This window comes from Clostridium aceticum (assembly GCF_001042715.1).
GTDB classification, from domain to species: Bacteria; Bacillota; Clostridia; order Peptostreptococcales; family Natronincolaceae; genus Andreesenella; species Andreesenella acetica.
In genome coordinates, this window is sequence record NZ_CP009687.1 from 3,635,996 (window position 1) to 3,656,803 (window position 20,808).

The 20,808-nt window shown below is 37.8% G+C and carries 19 protein-coding genes; 1 reads left to right on the plus strand and 18 read right to left on the minus strand.

The genetic code is table 11. The features are described from left to right. Positions 1-124: 124 nt before the first annotated feature. Positions 125-1,315 (plus strand): sodium/glutamate symporter, encoded by a 1,191-nt coding sequence (gene gltS, locus CACET_RS16700; protein WP_044824290.1) that lies wholly within the window; start codon positions 125-127, stop codon positions 1,313-1,315. 120 nt (positions 1,316-1,435) lie between these two features. Here gltS and citG read toward each other — a convergent pair whose 3' ends face one another. The 18 genes from citG to mtgC (CACET_RS16790) all read right to left on the minus strand — a co-directional run bounded on the left by citG (position 1,436) and on the right by mtgC (CACET_RS16790) (position 20,797). Then, positions 1,436-2,305, minus strand: coding sequence for a triphosphoribosyl-dephospho-CoA synthase CitG (citG, locus tag CACET_RS16705; RefSeq protein ID WP_242846904.1), 870 nt, complete (start codon positions 2,303-2,305; stop codon positions 1,436-1,438). A 181-nt stretch (positions 2,306-2,486) separates the two neighbouring features. After that, the gene (gene citX, locus CACET_RS16710; protein WP_242846906.1) at positions 2,487-2,975 is read right to left on the minus strand and encodes a citrate lyase holo-[acyl-carrier protein] synthase; all 489 of its coding nucleotides are present in this window, start codon (positions 2,973-2,975) and stop codon (positions 2,487-2,489) included. Then, a complete protein-coding gene (gene citC / locus CACET_RS16715; protein ID WP_044824292.1) occupies positions 2,975-4,012 on the minus strand; it encodes a [citrate (pro-3S)-lyase] ligase in 1,038 nt (345 codons plus the stop codon). The genes citX and citC overlap by 1 nt, the downstream gene beginning before the upstream one ends. A gap of 4 nt (positions 4,013-4,016) precedes the next feature. Further along, on the minus strand, positions 4,017-5,558 hold the full coding sequence (gene citF, locus CACET_RS16720; protein ID WP_044824293.1) for a citrate lyase subunit alpha: 1,542 nt from the start codon (positions 5,556-5,558) through the stop codon (positions 4,017-4,019). Between the two features lie 2 nt (positions 5,559-5,560). Then, positions 5,561-6,442 (minus strand): HpcH/HpaI aldolase/citrate lyase family protein, encoded by an 882-nt coding sequence (locus CACET_RS16725; RefSeq protein ID WP_044824294.1) that lies wholly within the window; start codon positions 6,440-6,442, stop codon positions 5,561-5,563. A gap of 11 nt (positions 6,443-6,453) precedes the next feature. Then, a complete protein-coding gene (gene citD, locus CACET_RS16730) occupies positions 6,454-6,717 on the minus strand; it encodes a citrate lyase acyl carrier protein (protein ID WP_044824295.1) in 264 nt (87 codons plus the stop codon). A 9-nt stretch (positions 6,718-6,726) separates the two neighbouring features. Then, the gene (locus CACET_RS16735; RefSeq protein WP_044824296.1) at positions 6,727-7,284 is read right to left on the minus strand and encodes a Fe-S-containing hydro-lyase; all 558 of its coding nucleotides are present in this window, start codon (positions 7,282-7,284) and stop codon (positions 6,727-6,729) included. Between the two features lie 12 nt (positions 7,285-7,296). Continuing rightward, positions 7,297-8,139, minus strand: coding sequence for a fumarate hydratase (locus tag CACET_RS16740; RefSeq protein WP_044824297.1), 843 nt, complete (start codon positions 8,137-8,139; stop codon positions 7,297-7,299). A gap of 116 nt (positions 8,140-8,255) precedes the next feature. Continuing rightward, a complete protein-coding gene (locus CACET_RS16745; RefSeq protein ID WP_044824298.1) occupies positions 8,256-9,509 on the minus strand; it encodes a methylaspartate ammonia-lyase in 1,254 nt (417 codons plus the stop codon). Positions 9,510-9,737: 228 nt separating this feature from the next. Further along, entirely contained in the window at positions 9,738-11,195 is a 1,458-nt protein-coding gene (locus tag CACET_RS16750; protein ID WP_044824299.1) for a methylaspartate mutase subunit E, read from the minus strand. Positions 11,196-11,209: 14 nt separating this feature from the next. Then, on the minus strand, positions 11,210-12,598 hold the full coding sequence (gene glmL / locus CACET_RS16755) for a methylaspartate mutase accessory protein GlmL (protein WP_044824300.1): 1,389 nt from the start codon (positions 12,596-12,598) through the stop codon (positions 11,210-11,212). Between the two features lie 16 nt (positions 12,599-12,614). Further along, on the minus strand, positions 12,615-13,049 hold the full coding sequence (gene glmS, locus CACET_RS16760; protein ID WP_082058150.1) for a methylaspartate mutase subunit S: 435 nt from the start codon (positions 13,047-13,049) through the stop codon (positions 12,615-12,617). A 37-nt stretch (positions 13,050-13,086) separates the two neighbouring features. Further along, positions 13,087-14,049, minus strand: a complete 963-nt coding sequence (locus tag CACET_RS16765) for a GntR family transcriptional regulator (RefSeq protein WP_044824302.1) — start codon at positions 14,047-14,049, stop codon at positions 13,087-13,089. A 1,031-nt stretch (positions 14,050-15,080) separates the two neighbouring features. Beyond that, positions 15,081-15,734: a glycine betaine-specific corrinoid protein MtgC gene (mtgC, locus tag CACET_RS16770; RefSeq protein WP_044824303.1), complete on the minus strand. Its 654-nt coding sequence runs from the start codon at positions 15,732-15,734 to the stop codon at positions 15,081-15,083. A 39-nt stretch (positions 15,735-15,773) separates the two neighbouring features. Next, the gene (gene mtgB / locus CACET_RS16775) at positions 15,774-17,201 is read right to left on the minus strand and encodes a glycine betaine--corrinoid protein methyltransferase (protein WP_044824304.1); all 1,428 of its coding nucleotides are present in this window, start codon (positions 17,199-17,201) and stop codon (positions 15,774-15,776) included. Positions 17,202-17,243: 42 nt separating this feature from the next. Further along, a complete protein-coding gene (locus tag CACET_RS16780; protein WP_044824305.1) occupies positions 17,244-18,758 on the minus strand; it encodes a glycine betaine uptake BCCT transporter in 1,515 nt (504 codons plus the stop codon). A gap of 68 nt (positions 18,759-18,826) precedes the next feature. Continuing rightward, positions 18,827-19,747 (minus strand): [methyl-Co(III) glycine betaine-specific corrinoid protein]--tetrahydrofolate methyltransferase MtgA, encoded by a 921-nt coding sequence (gene mtgA / locus CACET_RS16785; protein WP_044824306.1) that lies wholly within the window; start codon positions 19,745-19,747, stop codon positions 18,827-18,829. 372 nt (positions 19,748-20,119) lie between these two features. Next, positions 20,120-20,797 carry a glycine betaine-specific corrinoid protein MtgC gene (gene mtgC / locus CACET_RS16790; RefSeq protein WP_044824307.1) on the minus strand — a complete coding sequence of 226 codons (678 nt, stop codon included), beginning with the start codon at positions 20,795-20,797 and terminating at the stop codon, positions 20,120-20,122. Positions 20,798-20,808: the final 11 nt, after the last annotated feature.

Below are 20,808 nucleotides of genomic sequence, written 5' to 3' on the forward strand. Positions count from 1 at the left end.
CGAATACTTTAATTTTTTTTCTATCATTTTTGTCGCTTCTTGTTACAACTAGTCGTATATTGTAGTGCGCTCCTTATAATAAGTTTGTAAACGATATCTTACAAAATTTTAAGGAGGCATGCAAATGGTATTACAACTAGATGTTATTCAAACAATAGCTTTAGCAGTAGTAGTTTTACTTGTAGGACAAACTATCCGAGGAAAAGTAAGTTTATTGGAAAAGTTTTGTATTCCTGCACCTGTTGTAGGTGGATTGATTTTTGCACTATTAGCTTTATTCTTAAGACAAACCAATATCTTACTATTCCAATTCGATACTGCGCTTCAAAGTATTTTAATGACAGCTTTTTTCACTACTGTAGGATTTACAGCTAGCTTAAAACTGTTGAAAAAAGGTGGATTTCAAGTTGCACTATTTTTAATCTTAGCTATTATTTTAGTAGCCCTGCAAAACGTTATTGGTGTTACTTTGGCAAGAGTTTTCGACTTAAATGCTTTAATAGGTCTTTCTACAGGATCTGTACCTATGACAGGGGGTCATGGAACCTCAGGTGCTTTTGCTCCTTTATTTGAAGAACGTGGAGCTATTGGTGCATCAACTGTTGCTATGGCTTCTGCTACTTTTGGTTTAATCTGCGGAAGTATGTTAGGTGGTCCTATTGCCAAGAGATTAATTGAAAAAAATAATTTAGTAAAAACTGAAACTTTAGTAGCTGCTGCTGCTGCTGCTAAAGAAGAGAACAGTTCTACTCCTTTAGTTCCTAAGAATTTCTCTACAGCAGCATTCCAAATTATTTTAGCAATGGGAATTGGTACAGTTGTTTCGCTGCTTATTCAAAAGACAGGTGCAACATTCCCTTCTTATATTGGTGCTATGTTTGCAGCTGCAATTATAAGAAACATCTCAGATCTGACACATGCTTATAAAGTAACCAGCACTGAAATAGATATTTTAGGTAACATTGCTTTATCTATCTTCTTATCTATGGCCCTAATGGGATTAAGATTATGGGAATTAGCTGACTTAGCTGTTCCAATGCTTGTTATGTTGTTCTTCCAAGCACTTCTTATGGGATTATTTGCTTACTATGTAACCTTCAACGTAATGGGAAGAAACTATGATGCAGCAGTTTTAGCAGGAGGACATTGTGGTTTTGGAATGGGAGCTACACCTAATGCTATCGCAAATATGGAAGCTATCTCAAACAAGTACGGTCCAGCTCCAGCAGCATTCTTTATCATCCCTCTAGTAGGAAGTTTCTTTATTGACTTTGCCAACGTTGGAATTATTACAGCATTTATAAACTTCTTTTAGTGAAAATAAAGATCGGATACTAACATATTAAAAAGACGTCTGGAATTTTCTTTGAAAATCTCTAGGCGTCTTTTTATTGGTTATTTTAAGTCAGGGGGACGTTTTGTTTGACTTATCTTATTAAAGGTTTTTTAAAGCGCCAAACATCATTGTTACAGCTAAAAGATCCGCCGAACCTCCTGGAGAGATATTTCTATCAATAAACTCTCTATCCATCTTAATGATTCTTTGTTTACCTTCTTCTGTAAACATACCGCCTCTATCTAGTACTTCCCTTGCTGAAGTTTTCACATACTCAAGTGTCTCCCAATCATGCCTTCCCAAAATATTGCTATCCTCTGTCACAGTCATTAAGTGCAATAGTACTTGCACTAAAGTATCGTTCATGTTTTTGCCACTTTTTATCAGTTCCTGAAATATAGGCAGACTATGGGTTCTTACTGTATGAAATCCTGATTCCACCTCTCCCCGTATGCCCTTAACGCCATACTTTTGGAAAAGTTTTTCTCCATAGGTACAAGGACTTGCCTTACTAACATTTCCTAGTTCTCTATCAGAAATTCCCTTCGTCATACTCTTCACTTTATCACAGATCTTTTCTACCTGCATTTTCAAACTTTGCGCTTCTCTGTATTGGACTGCTGCAACAGCTACAATAATCCCAAGGGAAAAAATCAAACCTTTATGGGTATTAATTCCTTGTGTCGTCCGAAACATTCTTTTTTCTCCTTGAATACCTATAGGTCGGATACTATTCATTAACTCAGTTAATGCCTTTCCTTCGAATCCAGTCCCCGCTTTTGCACATTGATAAAAAGTATTACTCAAGGCAGCACTGCTTGCCATAAAGGTAAAAAAATCCATGTCCTTATGGGCACCAGCATTATTTCGGTCCACAAGCCCTGGCTTGGGGGTAGCTGATACTTCATACAACATGGATTTTATAGCTAACTCACTTAAATACTGACAAATATCAAAGTCTTTGAACACGTTAAATTCCTCCATCACTAGCATTAACTTAAACCATAAATTGTTATCTTAAGGGGAGTAAAGCGTAGCCCCGCGGTGTAGCACAAGATCCTTCGCTATGCTCAGGATGACAGTTTGAGAAAAAATTTTCGAAATAATAGGGTTAAGTTCACGCCTATGATTCCTCCATAAAAATCTCACTTTAAAAACAGTGCTTTCTTATCAGTTTATTTACACCATCTATAATTTCCTCAAGACTATGATTTTTCACTCGCATACACACTCTAGCATCTTCATTGCAAAGAATGCATCGTCTGCTTTCTAGACCTATATCCCCTCGTCCTATAGAAGTCCCATCTTCTTTATAGACATCTATATCAAAAACTCTCCCTAATGGATGATTACTTTCTATATGTATCGCTGCCTGTTTAGCCTCCAACGTTGTTAGCTTGGTCACGATTAAAAGACTCTTACCATCTGCTCCTGAAAGAATTTCTGTAAATACACTGTCGGCAGTGTACCTAGAGGTTAATAACTGCTGCAAAACTTCGAAGACCTTCAACGCCTCTACAGTGTTTTTATGATTACCTGGATAGTTGATTTTGCCACAAACCACCGGTAGTTGATATTTACTGATCAAGTCCAATATGGTATTATATCGTTCTTCCCTATCCTGTAGAATATCCTTCATCAATGGGGGGAGTCACTCCTTTTTATTTTTTCTATGATGGGTTTTGCCGCTTCTGATCTTAAAAACTCATAGGTAACTGGATGAACGAGTCTCTCTATGCTGTACCAGTCTTCCTTTCTTATCAATCTTCTTACTTCGGAAGCACTAACAGCCTTTTCTTGAAGATTTAATCTATCCACTTCCACAACCTCAATTCCCCGCTGAGGTAGTGTAGCCAGCAATGCTTCGTTATACTGACTTGTCACCTTACAGTAGGGTTCTGTTCCAATGTATCGTTTTTCTATATTAAAAACTGGAGCAATATACTTTCCAAAGATCCCCGCATCTAGTTTTGTGTACGCCCTTAACCGATCTCCCTCCTGCCTTAAAAAATAAGAAGGAAAAGTGGTGGAGGAAATAATATAGTTACCTCCCGGTAAAACATGAATATTTTTCAGATCCTCTGTTCCTCTTTTCACAAGGTCCAGCCTCACTTCAAAGGGAAAAAGCGAGCGATTTTCTTCCACAATAAATACAACGACTTCCTTATTCTCTCTAGCAGCCTTCTCTATTAAATATCTATGTCCTAAAGTAAAGGGATTACAATTCATTACTAGTGCGGCCTTTTTTTCTTGGGCAAGTCCACTGTTACTATACATTTTTTCTGTATATCTTCTTACATTGGCCATGCCCCCCTCCAATAAAGAAACCTCTTCTACTGTGTGGACTTCATGATAATTAAGCCCCTTAAATATAGAAAGGTTTTTAGGTTCAGTAAATAGAAAAGACTCATAGATACCTCTATCAAAAAGTCTATTGGTGATGTGGGTGACAAGTTTTGAAGCAATACCCTCCCCTTGTAATCCATTTTTTACTGCAAAACATTTAAGCACTTTTCCTGCATAGGAACAAGTGCCTAAAATTTCATCTTTCGTTTTTGCTACAATAGTGTACTCTATATCATTATCAAAAAATAGGTTGAAAGTTGAAAGAAAACCTTCAACTTCTAACCTTTGATTGCTATTTAGATCTATTTTTTCGATAAAAATGTCTTGCATAAAATCAATCCTTTATCTTTTTCACAACATCAATCACAGTACCATCTCGATATTCAACAACAGCCACTACTTTATCGTCTTTTTCAATCTTTTCTGGTACACCTGTCATTCCTTCTGCTATTTGTTTTAGGGCTTCGATGGTCATTACTGGTAGATTAGCGGCTTCTAACTTCTCTATTAAGTCTTGTCTTTTAGGATTTACAGCGATTCCTCTTTCTGTTACTAGTACATCAATAGTTTCTCCAGGAGTCGTCACTGTAGTAACCCCATCCACCACAATAGGAAGTCTTCCCTTTACCAACTGGGTAACAACAATTGCCAGCTTTGCTCCTGCTGCTGTATCACTATGCCCTCCTGATCCTCCCATGATCATACCACTGGAGCCAGTTGTAACATTAACGTTAAAATCTGTGTCTATTTCTGTTGCTCCCAAGATCATCACATCAAGATTGTTGACAACAGCACCTTTATTATGGGGATTGCCATACATAGATGCCGACATACCTTGGTGCTTTTGATTCTTTCTATAGGACTCAACCGCTTTTAAATCAAAACATTGCACATCAAAGATAGATTCAAATAGTCCTGCTTCAAACATCTCTACCAAGTAACCAGTGATTCCTCCAGCTGCAAAACTACCTTTGATCTCTTTCTTTTCCATCAGTTCCTTTACATAGGCAGCAACTGCTAGAGATGTTCCCCCTGCTCCTGTCTGGAAGGAGAAACCATCCTTTAAAAGTCCTGATGTTTCTATGACTTTAGAAGTCATTTTAGCAATTTTTAGACCTACAGGGTCCTTTGTAATTTGCGTTGTTCCAGATACAATTCCCTTCGGATCTCCGATACACTCTACCTGTACAATATAATCGATGTATTCCTGGGTAATCTCAATAGGACATGCAGGGTAAGCTACTAAGTTGTCGGTGATAGCCACTGTTTTCGCAGCATAGATAGCATCGGCAACTGCATAACCTAAAGCACCACAGGCAGCCTCCCCATCCACACCATTGATATTACCATAGGTGTCACAGGTGGGGGCAGCGATAAACGCTATATCAATGGCAAGGTCTCCAGAAGCAATGGCTCTGGTCCTTCCTCCATGAGTGTGCATAATTGCTGGATTTTTTAATTCTCCTCTTGAAATCGCCTCTGCCACAGGTCCTGACATATAGCTAGCATAGACTCCAGTTACTACACCGGTTTTCATGTGCTGCACCAAAGGAGCATGGACTGGAAATATAGAACTAGCTGCAACTTTTATATCCTTTATGCCAACTTTAGCAACTTCTTCTAAAACCATATTTAATATATAGTCACCGTTTCGCAAATGATGATGAAAAGAAATCGTCATACCATCCTTCATGTTACACTTGCTGATGGCTTCTTGAATAGATGCTAGTACTTTCTTTTCTCCTGGTACTGCTGGCTTTATCGCCACTGATTTCTTCTCTATCTCTCCTAAGCTTGCAAAAGCTCCTTTAAATGGTTTAACGGCTCCGTAGCCTTGGATGGATTCAGGAATTTCTCTTCCAAGTATATTTTTCATATCTACCACTCCTTTACCAAGCCTGCAAGCTTTGCTTTTTTCATGACATTTTCTGCCCTTGCAATAATCGGTGCATCCACCATTTTTCCGTCTAAAGAAAATACACCTTTACCTTCTTTTTGTGCCTCTTCCATAGCATGAATCACCCTTTGAGCATAGCTGATTTCTTCCTGAGAAGGTGCAAAAATTTCGTGAATTGTATCTACCTGTCTTGGATTAATAGCAGCCTTTCCTGTCATCCCTAAGGATTTAGATGTATTTATATCCTTTTCAAAACCTTCACAGTCATTCATATCAGCGAAAGGTGTATCAATAGCATCTACTTTATAGGCTTTACATGCAGCAGCTACCTTGCTTCTTGCGTAGAAGATTTCCTCACCTTCTCTAGTTCTCTTTATGCCAAGGTCAGCAGTTAAATCTTCTGCACCTAATAAAACACCTATAACTCTTGGTGAAGCCTGTATCACGCTGTGAATGGTTTCTAGCCCATAGGCGGTTTCGATTAAAGCAAAAATTTTTATACTGCCAATTTGAAAGCCTTCTTGTGCCTCAATATCTGTTAAGATTTCACATACTGTTTTTACATCTTCTTCAGTTGCTTTTGTTACCATTAAGGCATCAGGCTTTACTCTTCCTATTTCTTCAGCATCTTTTAAACCAAAACCAGATGAAAGGGGGTTGATTCTTACAACCACTTCAGTACCATGAAAGTCTACATGCTTTATAGCGTTTCTTACTAAAATTCTGGCTGCATCCTTTTCTGTAATACTTACTGCATCTTCCAGATCTAATATAATGCTGTCTGCTCCGAGAATGCCAGCACTTTGCAGCATACTAGGATTGTTTCCTGGCATAAATAGCATTGTTCTTCTAAGTCTCTCCATGAAATCACCCCTTACATTGCCCTTTTTACTGCGGTTTCGACTCTTGCTCTTATGGTATAGTCTAGAGCTCCTCTATCTTTAGCAACAATGTGAATATTTTTTATCTCCAAACTTTCTAGTGTTTCTAAAATTACCTGTTGGATTTGTTTCCCAAACTGTTTCATTACAATACTTTCAAGGTCGATGGCAATCCCACTCTCATCGTTGGGTTGAACCATAATATAAATGTCATTCGATTCCATCGTACCTGCTTTTGCCGGAGCTTTGATCTCCATACTTAACACCTACCTTTGTGTTTCTAAGTATTTCTGCTGTCCTATATCATAATAATTGTTACCTTCTTTATCAATTACCACAACCAACGGAAGATCTTCAACATAAAGTTTTCTTATAGCTTCCGCACCTAAGTCTTCATAGGCAATAATTTCAGAAGATTTCACACACTTAGCCGTTAAAGCTGCTGCCCCACCTATGGCAGCAAAATACACAGCACCAAACTCCTTCATAGCCTTTACCACTTCTTCATTCCGCATACCTTTGCCAATCATGCCTTTTAAACCCTTTGCTAAAAGTTGTGGCGTATAGGCATCCATTCTATAGCTAGTAGTGGGTCCAGCTGAACCTATAGGTTGCCCTTCCTTAGCTGGAGTGGGTCCTACATAGTAAATTGCCTGATCTTCGATATCAAAAGGGAGATTCTTTCCCTCTTCTAATAGTTGTACCAGCCTTTTATGAGCGGCATCTCTAGCGGTGTAGATGATCCCTGTAAGTAAAACACTATCTCCCGCCTTCAGATCTTCTACTTTTTCCTTTGTTAGAGGCATGGTTATTTTTTTGCTCATTTCATAAACCTCCTATATATGGGCATCTTTGTGTCTTGTTGCATGACAGTTTATATTTACTGCAACAGGTAATCCTGCAATATGAGTTCCATAGGTTTCTATGTTTACTGCTAAAGCAGTAGTTCTGCCACCAAAACCTTGTGGACCTATGCCTAGATCATTGATTGCCCCTAGTAATTCTTTTTCTAATTCAGCATAGAAGGGCTTTACATGTCTTTCATCTGTGGATCTTAAGAGGGCTTTTTTTGCAAGAAAAGCTGCCTTATCAAAAGTTCCACCTATACCTATGCCTACAACAATAGGAGGGCATGGGTTTGGTCCTGCCTCCTTTACTACTTTTAGAACAAAATCCTTTATCCCTTCAATACCGTCAGAGGGTTTTAGCATTTTAATCTGACTCATATTTTCACTGCCAAAGCCTTTTGGAGCAACCGTCACTTTAAAAGTATCCCCCGGAATGATATCGTAATAAATGATAGCAGGTGTATTATCCTTGGTGTTTATTCTCTCTATAGGATCATTTACTACGGACTTTCTTAAGTATCCTTCTGTATAACCTTGTCTTACCCCTTCGTTGATGGCATCCTCTAAACTTCCACCAACCACTTGTACCTCTTGTCCGATTTCTAAAAACACTACAGCCATCCCTGTATCTTGGCACATAGGTCTTGCTTCATTTTGTGCAATATCTGCATTTTCTATTAATACATCTAAGATATTTTGTGCAATAGGAAAATCTTCGTTAGCTCGTGCTTCATCAAATCTTGCTCTCATATCCTTTGTTAGATAGTAGTTTGCATCAATGCAAAGTTTTTTTATAGTTTCAGTAATTTTAGAAACGTGAACTTCTCTCATTTTACAGCGCTCCTATTTATTATGATTTTGCTTTCTGGGAGAATTCTTAATCAGGTGGAGTAAATGCTCCACCTGATCCCCAATCTCCAGCTTTAGCTGAAGAAAATTATTTATTTTTATTTTGATGAGGTTTCTCTTCTTTTTGCTAATGCCAGTACTCTATTCATTTCGTTATGAACGATCATAAATCCTTCATCAACACCCATTCCTGGTTTTGCAAGACATTGGTCTGCACCACAAGCAATGGCTATATTTGTACATACTTGTGCTGATCTATCGGTTTCATTACAGGTTCCACCACTATAGGCACCTACACCGTTTGCTTTACAGTATAAGATAGATTCTACAATATTGTTAATACCACCAAGGTCTGGTGTCTTAATTTGAATCATATCCGCAGCACCTTCGTCTACAAATAACTTGATGTCTTCCCATGTATTACACCATTCATCTGCAACAAGTTCAACACCAATATTTTTTTCTTTTAAAGCTGTTCTTAGAGCTTTTAACGCCTTTACTTGTCCTTCTCTATTTTCAACATCCATAGGTCCTTCTATACGAAGTTTGAAGGGTGCCGCTGCTGTTTCAAGTTCTCCAAGATAGTTTGCCATTTTTTCAACATCATTATTGAAAGCCAAACCAATGGTGCCATAAACGTCGATATGCATGATAAAACTATCTTCTTCTCTAGCTCTTAAGGCTTCTATTCTATTTTTTAACCAGCTAACATATTCTTTAAGTATTTCACCATTTTTTCCTAACTTTGTATCTACATGATTGATTAATGCATGAGGAAGAACATCTGCTCCCTTGATAATCATTTTGTCTACATTGTTATATCTATCATCCCCAGATTGTGTGAAAATTGGGATTCTTTTTAATTCTACATTAGTATTATACTCTTCTTTGATTACTTCTGCCATGGTTATTTTCTTTGCTTTAGAAACTGCATCTAAAATTCCTTGAGTAATACCGTATCTAATGGCTGTATGAAGTCTTTTACCTTCCACCATCATGTTGTCAACTTCTTCAGCAAGTTCTTTGAAGGCTGTTATTTCTCTTCCAATAAGCGTTGGTGCAATATGTTTTTCTATGATTGGAATAAACTCATCTGCTAAAAACAGAGGATCTCTTCCGCCTGCTCCTGAGTATTGAACAGCAGCACAATCACCATAAGCTACTTGACCGTCTTCTAAAATGAACATTACTGAAATAGACTCTCCTGCTTGTCTAACCTTTGTAAAACCTTCAGTAACAGCTTCCCCTATATATGTGAATCCATCATGTTCTGCTCCTTGTTTAATCGCTCTTTGATCGTCAAAGTAAAATCCTGTTCTTCCTGATGAGCATACGATGTCTATAATTTTCATTTTAACAATTCCTCCAAGTTTTTATATTATTTATTTAAAATTGTTCAACTCTTAAACTCCCTTCAGTATCAAATCCTAAGCTTCCCAAACTTACTACCTTCAAACGTGAGAATTGTTTAACGGATTTGATACTTTCAGGGGTTAAGAGTTGTCACAATACCTTCAAGTGCTTTCACTTAATCTATTTAATTTTCTCTCAAAGTCACCATGCAAATTGCACAAGTGAAATTATTTGTTTTCTGGTCTACCTACAAGTGTTCCTTTTCCTACAGCATAGATATCATCAACAACCATTTGGAAGCTAACATCTCTTCCTTCTGTTTTTGCTCTGTCTTCTAATAACTGTCTATTGAAGTCCTTGATTTCTTTAGACATTGGAATACCACCAAATTCTAAATATCTAACAGCGCCATTGTTATCTCTCGCTGGAAGAATTTTTCCTGCATTGTACTTACTTGGGGCAAAAGGAATATCCATAACACCTGTTTCGAAGGCCTTTACAACGCCTACTGCAAGATCGCCTTTACCTAATTCAAATAATTTATCCATGATACACTTTGTCTCTGCTTTAATCAAGCTGATTTCTTGCTCAAGCTCTTTTGACATAGGTAGTCTTTGCCCTTTTAACAGGTTTAATGTTTGTTTTGTTGCTTTGATTCCTTGAGCATTAGCTTCTTTTGTAGGAATTCCAATAGCTTCATGAGGTGTTTTAACAATTACTTTTGTTGCACCAGCTAATGCTGCTGTAGCAGATCCCCATGAAATTACGCCAAATGCCTTTGACTCATCCGCTGGGAAACCACCCATCCATTGATGGAATACAGTTGTAAGTTCTATATTATTGTAACCATATGTTTTAAAGTATTCTGACGCTTGCTCTACTAAAGCTCTAATAGCTGCAACGTCCTGTACTAAGTTTCCGCACTGTCCATATCCTAATGTAAGGTTTTTTACGCCTTGCTCTGCAGCAAGAAGTCCTTCAACGATCGCTACCACATTGGACATACTTGGAGGTACAAGAGTTCCCGTTAACGGTCCAAAAGGTTCTCTATTGATTTCAATACCCATTTCCTCATACATTCCTGTAAGTCTATCACAATATTGCCAATCTAAAATTGTTTTTTCTAAACTAACACTTTTTGCATAAGGGATGTTGTAAGAAATTCCACCACCCTCGTTAGAGGTCCAACCACCAGCATGAATGATTTCTGTTAATAACCTTGCATCTGGTGTGCCGTGTCTTGCTTGAAGAGGAAGTTCTACTGCCTCTAATACTTTCCTACAATTAGCCACTCCGTGATTTACTACAGGAAATCCATTTAACATTGAACGATTTTCTTTTATACTTTCTTGGATACCCACTTCGCATTCATTGTATCTATTTTGTCTTGTATAACTATCAATGGTGTTTGGCAGAAGATCTGCTCCACCTTCATCTTGAAGGTATTGTAAAAGCTTGATATGTTCATCTACCAGTGCAACCCCTGCTCTTGGTTGTACAAGTGTTACACCTTCCTGGTTTGCTTTTCTTAACTTCGCTGCAAAGTTTTTATGCTCAGGAACTTTTTTTAAGTATTCTACTGCCTCTTGTAGATCTACACCTTTTCCAGTTGGCCAATGGGTTAGTATTTCCTCTCTTTGCTTCGAAAATTCTGCTTCTGTCATTTTTTTATTTTTAAGTTCCATTACATTTCCTCCCATTATACATTTATAAGGTATTTTTTCAATATTCTGATTGCATGATTCGGATATTTTACTGCCATTAAACCCATTGCTGAAAGAATGTATGTTTTATCTACTAAAAGCTTTGGTTTCATTGGCTTCAGGTACTTAGGACTTTCTTCACTATATAACCCAGCCTGTAGTATTTTTCCTGGATTTTCACTATGGATCAATACACCACCGGTGCCTATTACATATTTTGTGTTGGATAAATCTTTTCCAGTTAAGGAGTATACCTTTCCCATAGGTGTATAAACATCTTCTAATACACCTACATGTCGTTCCATAGCGACTTCTGTTGCCGCCATACTCATAGCCTCATCAAACTCTATTTCTTCAGAGGTTTGAGGGATTTCATTAACATGCTGAGCAAGGTAGTTACAGCGTTCCTGAACATTATAGTTCAAGTTAGGTGCGAATTTTTTGATTTTCCTTGTAGCTATTGCTTGACCAAGAGACTCAGCACTTACCCGCATCCCTAGGTCTCCTTCTACCGTTCTCTTTGCATAAGGTTCCTGTAAACCTGTTTTCATAACACCTGGTCTTGTTGGCTCTCCTTCTGCTATAGAATGAATATCTGTTGTAGCCCCTCCAATATCCACCACAATTAAATCTCCTATCCCTTCTTCTTCACTGGTTCCGTGGGATAAAATTTTTGCTGCATTTAAAACTGCGGCAGGGGTGGGCATCAAGATTCCGTTGATAAAAGATTCTATTCCCTTCATTCCTTTTGCTTCTACAATCTTCCTCATGAAGATGTCTCGGATCGTTTCTCTTGCAGGTTCTACATTTAATACATTGAGCTTAGGCATAACATTGTCGGTTATTTCGTAGTCGATTCCCTGTTGTGTGAAAATTTCTTCTATTTCATCATTGGCTTTTCTATTTCCTGCCACCACTACTGGTACATCTTTTATATTCATGGCAATCATTTTTGCATTGTGTATAATGCAGTCTTTGTTGCCCCCATCTGTTCCACCGGCTAATAAAATAATATCAGGTTTCTTTTGGATCATATCTCTGATTTCTCTAAGGGTCAGTTCATGACTATATACCTCTAATATTCTAGAACCTGCCCCTAAAGCAGCTCTTTTTGCTGCCTCAGCAGTAAGGTCTGGTACCAAGCCAACGGCTATCATCTTCAGTCCTCCTGCTGCACTACTACATGCCAACATCTCGTTAAATTGGACATTTTTCCCTTTGCATTTTTCCTTCATAATGACATATGCATTTTGAAATCCAACCATAATGTCACTTTCTACAGTTGTCAGTGCTTTTGCATTGGCAATAATTTCTTCTTTTTCCATGTCAACAGCAGTAAGTTTTGTGTAGGTACTGCCAAAGTCAATTAGTAATAGTGCATCCATGTTTATCACCCTCAGATTAAGCAGATTTTAGGCTTTCTTGTAAGTCTAACTTTAAATCTTCTCTTAAGTCTTTGATTCCTACTTGTGGTGAAGTTCCTGGTGCATAAACACGATCGAAGCCCATATTTTCAAATCTTTTTTGTACTGGTGCCCATTCTTGCTTTCCGACTACAAGATTTCCGCCAGCATATAATAATATATCCTTTAATCCCGCTTCTTCACACTTTTCTCTTAATCCTCTACAGTCGATTTCTCCATGACCATAAAGTGATGATACTAAAATAGCACATGCATTGGTTTCAATCGCTGCATTGATAAAATCTTCTTGAGAACTAAGCACACCTATATTAATTACTTCAAATCCTGCTTCTGTAAAAGCATAGTCCAGCACCTTATTTCCAACTGCGTGACAATCTGCTCCAATAACACCTATTACTATATTCTTTTTCATGATATATTCTCCCCTTTTTGATTGATTTAAATGAATTTTATAAGTGACTTTTTATTTCCATAATTCTAGATAAGATCGCCTTAACCGAACCTTGATCAAGAACATAATCAAACTTTATAACATCTTTTTTTTCACCGACTAATCTCTTTACCTCTTCTCCTCTTCCAGGAGAAACGATGATTACATCGGATTCCTCAATTACCCTAAGTACTTCTTTCTCGTCTTTACTGGTGGTAGCATTCATCACAAGATTTTCTAAACCTGCTGATTCTAATGCGTATTGCACCTTGAAATAAAATTCTTTTGAAAGACTGACTTGCCCAAACTTTGTTTCCTTAGGATATTTAGCAATTCTTACGATGGTTTCCAGATTAGGATTACTGGCTATACCAAAGACTTCTTTTTTAAAATCTAGCATCAAATCCTTTACTTCATTTACGTGGTTAAAAGCAGTAATAATAATTTGCGTTTTATTAATGGTCTCTTCCACAGTTTCACTTCTATTTTGAAGTTCCACTACCGTCATAGGCACTACGTTAAGATCCGTGACTTGACTTAATTCTTTAGCAAAGGACTTTGCCTGTTCTATGTTACATTCCACAAAGATGGCATTGATATTTTTTATTAAAAGTTCCTTCTCTTTTACTCTCTCTTGTACAAGAGCAACAAACTCCTTTATATTTAAGCCCATTTCTACAGCTTCTTCTATGGCTATATCAATAAGCCTGACTACCTTATTCTTTGTTGTATGTTGTTTCCACGTCTTACCCTCTTCTGCCACAAAGGTTCCTCTGCCTTGGTAAGATATTAGTACACCTTCTTGTTCTAATAGGTTATAAGCGGTTGAGATGGTATTTCTGCTTACTTTCAGTTTTTGAGATAATTCTCTTTCTGTCGGTAACTTTTCACCTATTTTTAATCTGCCGTTTTTTATATCGTCTATAATATGATTTTTTACTTGGATATAAATCGGCACTCCACTCTTTCTTTCAATCTCCATTTCTGTCTACCACCTCATTTCGACATTTTTCTTGCCAATTGGACTGGTCCAATTTTTATGTGTTAATTTGTATTTGCTTGCTTTCTTGATTTCATACTAACATGGTTTCACAAATTTGTTTATCCTCAAATTTCACCATATATCCTTATTTTAGATTCTGTAAACGCTTTCAGTGAATTTTATTCTCTCGTTTCTTAACCTAGATTCTCTACAATCCGTTTTTCTCCCTTTTTCAATAAATGAAACCTTGAAATTTCAATCTTTCATCTTGTATTTTTTCTGTTATTTGCAAGTGTCTTTATAAAAAAAACCAGAATCGATAGGTCCATTTTTAGAAAATTGGACCTATCGATTCTGGTTTGTAGTTTTTTTCAAGAAAAATCCCTATAAAACCCTCGCCTCTACCTATTGCTATTGCTATCATGTTGGGTTTGTTCTTGAAGTTTGTAATGGACTTATAGTAAATTTCTTAAATATTTTTCTTTTACTAAAATGAAAGCGTTTTTTTCAACCCCTCATTTTTTTGAATTTCATCCCTATTTTTAGTGGTAGTATGCTTCATCTTGAAGAGAAAAAACTTTTTGAAAAAAGTTTTATTTTTTTTATTTATTTATATCATTGTTGATAAATAGCGGTTTGATCCCTTATTTTTTCTTTTTATTCCCTAATTTATCCCATCAAATCTTGCTAAAAAAAACTTTCAGCTTGCAAGATGCTTTTTTAAAAAGAAACAACAACTATATATAGCTATACCCTTTAGTCATCCACTATATATAGATATGGGTTTTAATACAATAAAAGCAGCATTACAAAACAATGCATTAAAAACAAAAAAAGATAGAGCTAACAGTTATTTAGCTCTATCTTCTTAATGATCCTCTGATGACCATGCTAAAGATTACATATCTCCAGCACTCTTTTATAATGTCCTTGCTATTTATAAACTCTATTGGAACAAAGGGGGTAGAGTTTAAAAGTATATAGTATTAATAAAGAGGTCATTAAATTGTAATTTACAAACTTCTTTCCTTCTAACAACCTAATCCCATTAAGTTCTTGCAGAGAATTACCGTTTCATCAGCTGTCTCAGCCCATCCGTCTGCATTAATTTCATCGGCCCACTTTTGGCTAGTAGGACCTCCTCCGATAATTACTTTATATTTATCTCTTGCATTCTTTTCCTTAAGATATTCAAGCAATTCTTTTTGAGCACTCATTGTCGTCGTCAACAATGCACTGGCTGCAATAATCTTTGCCCCAACCTCCTCAGCTTTTGCTAAGAATTCTTCTGGTTTTTTGTCTATACCGATATCATAAACCTTCAAACCTGCAGCTGTTAACAATGCCCCTACGATGTTTTTACCTATATCATGGATATCTCCTTCTACAGTTCCTAATACAATTTTACCTACTTCATCAGCATCTGTGGAGCCAATTGCTGCGATAGCCTCTTCAAGGGCTGCCAGTCCGGATTTCATTGCATCTGCAGCCATCATTACATCAGGCAAAAAAGCTTCTCCTGCTTTCCACTGATTGCCGATTTCTTCGATGCCTTTGATATATCCATTTTGAACAGCGTCTACAGGATTAATTCCCTCAGACAATACCTGTTCAGCCAATTCAACTGCTAAATCTTCGTCTCCTTCAATCACTGCTTCTCTGATCTCATCAAAAATCTTACTCATTTTACTTTACCTCCTTATGATAAAAGTTTATTTTTCTCTCTATTTAAGAAGCTCCTTTGATCTGTTTTCAATAAACGCCTGAATAGATTGACTGATATTTGAATCTAACTCCGGTACTACATAATTTGCCACAACCTGTTGCCATTTTCTATATGCACGCTGGTTAGCGTCTAAGCCTTCTTTAGCCCATCCATCATAGGATTGTCTATCACTTAATTCTGTGCGGCGAAGCTCCACCTTATGATTTTTGCTGGTATGCTTCTGGGTTAAGAAATGACCTCCTGGTCCTACTTGTTTGATTACATCAAAGGCAAATTTTGTTTCACTGAAATCGATGCCTTGAAGATATCTTAAAATCATTCCAGCAATCTCATCATCCACCATAAACTTTTCTAGAGACATCGCCATATAATATTGAAGGATTCCAGCTGTATGAAGTACAAAGTTAATTCCTGTTGTGCTGGCTGCCATAAGGGTCATCATAGATTCGTAACCCGCCTGAGCATCGGCAATTTTCGAATCGCTTAATCCTCCACCACCACGGCATGGTACACCATAAAATCTAGCTAACTGGGCACTGGCTGATGTAAATAAAGCACATTCAGGATTTCCAATTGCCAGTGATCCCGTTGCCATATCTGTAATAGCAGAAGTAGAGCCGTAAACTACAGGTGTACCCGGATTAATACATTGAGCCAGCGTAATTCCAGCCAACACCTCTGCATTCTGTACAGATAATGCCCCTGCCAAAGATACAGGGCCTGTTGAGCCTGCCATGACCAATGCAGCAATAACCACCGCCTGCCCAGCTTCCGCGTAGGCCATTAATGCGCCAAGCATTCGGTCATCAAACTTTAGAGGCGTTACGGAGTTCACTAAGCATATTAATGCCGGTTTCTCCTTGATCACCTCTCTACCGCCAAACAATAGGGCTGTAAGATCAATAGAATCCTTTGCTTTTTCATAGCCAGAAGCACTACCCATGAAGCACTTATCCGAGTTTACAATGTGACTCTCCATCATCTTTAAATGACGAATGCGATCATCTATATCCGTAGGCTCTACCACATTGCCTCCGGTCATATGCATATTTTTGCTTGCACCCGCTAATTTAACGATGTTATGATAATCTGCCATCGTAGCATTACGCTTCGTACCATCTACTTCATGAATAAAAGGCGCACCATAACCGGGCATAAAAATAACGTTTTCTCCTCCGCAAATAAGATTATGCTTTGGATTTCGAGCATGCAGCATAAATTCTTCAGGAGCTTTTTTTACCATTGTTTCAACAAATTCTCTTTTAAGATATACACGATGACCTTCTACCCGTTGCCCATGAGCTTTAAAAACCTCTATCGCAGGCTCATAGGAAAACTCTACACCTATTTCTTCGAGAATTTGCATGGTATGATCGTGAACTGCCTGTAACTCTTCTTCCGTTAAAATATCAAACTTAGGTAACACAACAAACACCTCTCTTTTATTTAATGGATTTAACCTTCCGTGTTATTCAATCTTGACGGATTCTTCAGCTTTTTGATCCTGTTTAAGGGCTTTATATATACTATAGCACATAACTAACATGATAAGCATGAATGGAAATGCTGCTGCAATAGATGCTGTTTGCAATGCCCTTAAGGCTTCAGTACCACCTACTAAGATCAGCATAATTGTCATTGCCCCTTGAGCAATCCCCCAAAAACCCCTTAGCTTTTGGCTAGGATTCATATCTCCATCAGATGTTAACATAGCCAAGACATAAGTTGCAGAATTTGCTGCACCGATAAAAGAAGCAACAATCAGTACGATCGCTAGCGGAGCTGTAATTTTATACAGAGGCATTTGCTGTAGCGTTACAAACAATGCTGTTGTATAATCTACATTTACAGCGGTTTGAATCGCACCACCAGAAATTTGATCCAAGTTAAAGGCCGCACCACCATAGATAGACAACCAAATAAAGGAGAAACCTACGGGCAGCAATGCTACAGCAAAAACAAACTCACGGATGGTCCGTCCCTTAGATACTCTTGCTACAAATTGCCCCACAAAAGGTGCCCAAGCAATCCACCACGCCCAATAAAATACCGTCCAACCATTTACAAAACCGATATTTCCCATCCATAGACTCCGACCCACAAAATTCTGCAAGTAAGCCCCAAGGGTATGGGTAAAATTATTTAATATAAAGACTGTACCTCCAAATAGGAAGATAAATACCATGAAGCCAATGGAAAGCCAGATCTTAATATTTGCTGCAGCCTGCATTGCCTTATGCAGGCCGGAGATAGTAGCCAAAGTAAAAATCACAGTCATTACCGCAATAATTATGGAGATTGTACCTGTTGTAGCCTTAATCCCCCATATATATTCCAGTCCAGTAGCAATCTGGCTTGATCCAAGACCAAGACTCGTAGCAACTCCAAATATCGTAGCAAATACTGAGAGAATGTCGATGGTTTTTCCCATAGGACCATATATCTTATCTCCTATCAGCGGATAAAATGCAGAGCTAATCAAGAAAGGTAATCCTTTTCGGAATTGGAAATATGCAAGAGCAAGACCACCTATGGCAAAGATAACCCATGCATGAATCCCCCAGTGGAAAAACACAATCTCCATAGCTTTCCGCATGGATTCAACGGTTCCCCCTTCACCAACGGGAGGAGCTAGGTAATGCATAATAGGTTCTGCCACAGACCAAAACACAAGTCCAATTCCCATTCCCCCGCCAAAGAGCATCGAAAACCACTGAAAATTTGTGAATTCTGGGACATCGTTTTCTTTTCCTAATTTAATACTACCAAAGGAACTGATGGCAATTCCAAAAGCTACCACAATAAAAATAGCTACCGACAATAAATATAACCAACCAAACTTTTCTGTTAAGAATGCGAACACCTTATTCACAACTTCATTCATTTGTGTGGGGAAGAACATGCCAAAGGCCACAAATAGCAGGGCTATAGCAGCAGAAACATATAGCACTGTAGGATTTTTCGTTTTTTTTACATCTGTCATACTATCGAGTCCCCCTTTCCAATCATCCTATTCATTTTTGACTATTCCCTAATTACTAGCAAACTTTATTAAAATATCTTTAATAAAGGATGTTCTGTCGTACCTAATTTGGTACCTGTTATTTTATTCATATATGCATTCATTGCATCAGTAGTTGCAACAGCTCTATATACCCAAGGCGCATTGGCCATTGGTCCATACAAAACAAAGTTTGCACCCTGTGTAATTGGATAGGTAAAAACTGATCCCCCAGCTGTTTCAAAATATGGACTACCTTTAGAACGCATTTTTTTCCATAAGTAAAGTGCATTGGAGGATGCACAGCCTCCCGGATAACCAAATTTCTCCTTCACATCATAAATCGCCTTTGTTGTCCAGCTGCTGCTAGCTACATCCAGAACACCGGGATCTACTAAAAGCTGTTGGATACCAGCTCTCTTTGCTGCATCGATAAGACCTTCATGTTTATCATCTCCTGTAAGCAAATCTACCCTTTTTGATGGCTTCAAATGCTTCTTGCTAAAGGCCAAAACCACTGCAGTCTTAACCCCACAATCCTTTATCGCTGCAAGCTCTTCTTCTGTATAATTTTCTTCAAGTGAATTATAAATAATTCGATCCATTGCAGTAGGGTCATTGGCAAAATACTTTAAAGACTCCGTACGAACCTCAGCACTCACGCTATCAAACAAAATAGGTGTATCCGTGTGTTTCAAGACAAATTCCGCATGCTTTGTCAGTGCTTCAACCGTATCACCAATAACATCTACAATTCTTGGATTCCCTGTTTCTGCAGAGAGTTCAGCTTCCATATCCAACAAAGCCTTTGCTGCATCCTCGTCAAAAATTCCTTTTTCAGCATCCTTTACAATTTTATGTCCCCGGTAAAACATGCTCCCCATTAAGACCGTCGGATACTCTCCAGGCTGTCCCCCTATCTTAACACCATGAATGTCATATACCAGTTGCTCTTCTGTAAATCTAAACATTCACCTTCACCCCTTATCCTTATAATAATTTATTTTTTACAAGTAAAGCTTTTTTCTCCTGTCTCCCCCTCCTTTAAATTTTCACTGCAAAAATGTACCTGTTAACAAAATCATTGAGTAAAGTTCTACCTTAATCATACTAAATACGTCTATATAGTGTCTCTGGATGAATTTCATACTTTTAGGTACTATCTTGCCCTTTGCCTTTTTATTTTCTTTCAATAAAAAAAGTCAAGCTTCTAGAATCTGCCCTGAATATATGCTAAATTTCACAGGGTACATGTCTAAAAATCTTGACCGCTTCTTATTTTTTTAGGATAGCTTTTCTTCCCCGAAGGATAAAAAAGCATTTGCCTTTCACTTTCTTTTAAACTAATCGTGAAAATGCTCTGTAACAGAAAAAAAACCAACCCTCCCTTTCATTAAATCTTCAACCGCTTCAATGGCACAAAAAGAGTTTGCTGCATAGGCATCCGCTTCAATATCCATTGCAAATTCTGGTGTGACAGGACCTCCCCCGATTATTACCTTTACTTGACTTCTTAGCCCTCTTTCTTTCAAAAATTCAACAACTTCTCTAATTTCGCTTAAGGTGGTGGTCAGTAAAGCAGAAATTGCTAATACATCGGGGTTATGCTGCTCTACGGCTGTAATAAAATCTGAAACCGGTATATCTATGCCTAAATCGATGACGGTATATCCTGCCCCTTCCAGCATCATACTCACCATGTTTTTTCCGATATCATGTAGGTCCCCAGCGACGGTACCTATAACAATACATCCTTTAGAAGCTTTCCTGCAATTCGTAAGGATTGGTCGCAGAACATATAGGCTGGCATGCATAGCCCGTGAAGACATTAATACATCAGGAATAAAGATTTCTCCTGCACGAAATTTTTGACCTATGGATTTCATAATGGGCAACAGTCCCTGTTCAATAATATCTTTTGCCTTAATTCCACAGGCTAAGGCCATCTCCGTTTTCTCTTTTACAAACTGGGCATCCCCCTCAATCAGCCCTTCTTGTATTTCCATAATTATTTTTTTCATATACCCCTCAC

Excerpts from the sequence above, each read along its gene's own strand:
- mtgA (WP_044824306.1), bottom strand. The coding sequence starts at position 19,747 with ATGTTTAGATTTACAGAAGAGCAACTGGTATATGACATTCATGGTGTT.
- CACET_RS16735 (WP_044824296.1), bottom strand. The coding sequence starts at position 7,284 with ATGAGCAAAAAAATAACCATGCCTCTAACAAAGGAAAAAGTAGAAGAT.
- CACET_RS16780 (WP_044824305.1), bottom strand. The coding sequence starts at position 18,758 with ATGACAGATGTAAAAAAAACGAAAAATCCTACAGTGCTATATGTTTCT.
- CACET_RS16750 (WP_044824299.1), bottom strand. The coding sequence starts at position 11,195 with ATGGAACTTAAAAATAAAAAAATGACAGAAGCAGAATTTTCGAAGCAA.
- glmL (WP_044824300.1), bottom strand. The coding sequence starts at position 12,598 with ATGGATGCACTATTACTAATTGACTTTGGCAGTACCTACACAAAACTT.
- mtgC (WP_044824303.1), bottom strand. The coding sequence starts at position 15,734 with ATGAGTAAGATTTTTGATGAGATCAGAGAAGCAGTGATTGAAGGAGAC.
- CACET_RS16745 (WP_044824298.1), bottom strand. The coding sequence starts at position 9,509 with ATGAAAATTATAGACATCGTATGCTCATCAGGAAGAACAGGATTTTAC.
- CACET_RS16725 (WP_044824294.1), bottom strand. The coding sequence starts at position 6,442 with ATGGAGAGACTTAGAAGAACAATGCTATTTATGCCAGGAAACAATCCT.
- CACET_RS16765 (WP_044824302.1), bottom strand. The coding sequence starts at position 14,049 with ATGGAGATTGAAAGAAAGAGTGGAGTGCCGATTTATATCCAAGTAAAA.
- CACET_RS16740 (WP_044824297.1), bottom strand. The coding sequence starts at position 8,139 with ATGAGAGAAGTTCACGTTTCTAAAATTACTGAAACTATAAAAAAACTT.
- mtgC (WP_044824307.1), bottom strand. The coding sequence starts at position 20,797 with ATGAAAAAAATAATTATGGAAATACAAGAAGGGCTGATTGAGGGGGAT.
- citD (WP_044824295.1), bottom strand. The coding sequence starts at position 6,717 with ATGGAGATCAAAGCTCCGGCAAAAGCAGGTACGATGGAATCGAATGAC.
- glmS (WP_082058150.1), bottom strand. The coding sequence starts at position 13,049 with ATGAAAAAGAATATAGTAATAGGTGTTATTGGAGCAGATTGTCACGCA.
- citF (WP_044824293.1), bottom strand. The coding sequence starts at position 5,558 with ATGAAAAATATACTTGGAAGAGAAATTCCTGAATCCATCCAAGGCTAC.
- citX (WP_242846906.1), bottom strand. The coding sequence starts at position 2,975 with ATGAAGGATATTCTACAGGATAGGGAAGAACGATATAATACCATATTG.
- gltS (WP_044824290.1), top strand. The coding sequence starts at position 125 with ATGGTATTACAACTAGATGTTATTCAAACAATAGCTTTAGCAGTAGTA.
- citC (WP_044824292.1), bottom strand. The coding sequence starts at position 4,012 with ATGCAAGACATTTTTATCGAAAAAATAGATCTAAATAGCAATCAAAGG.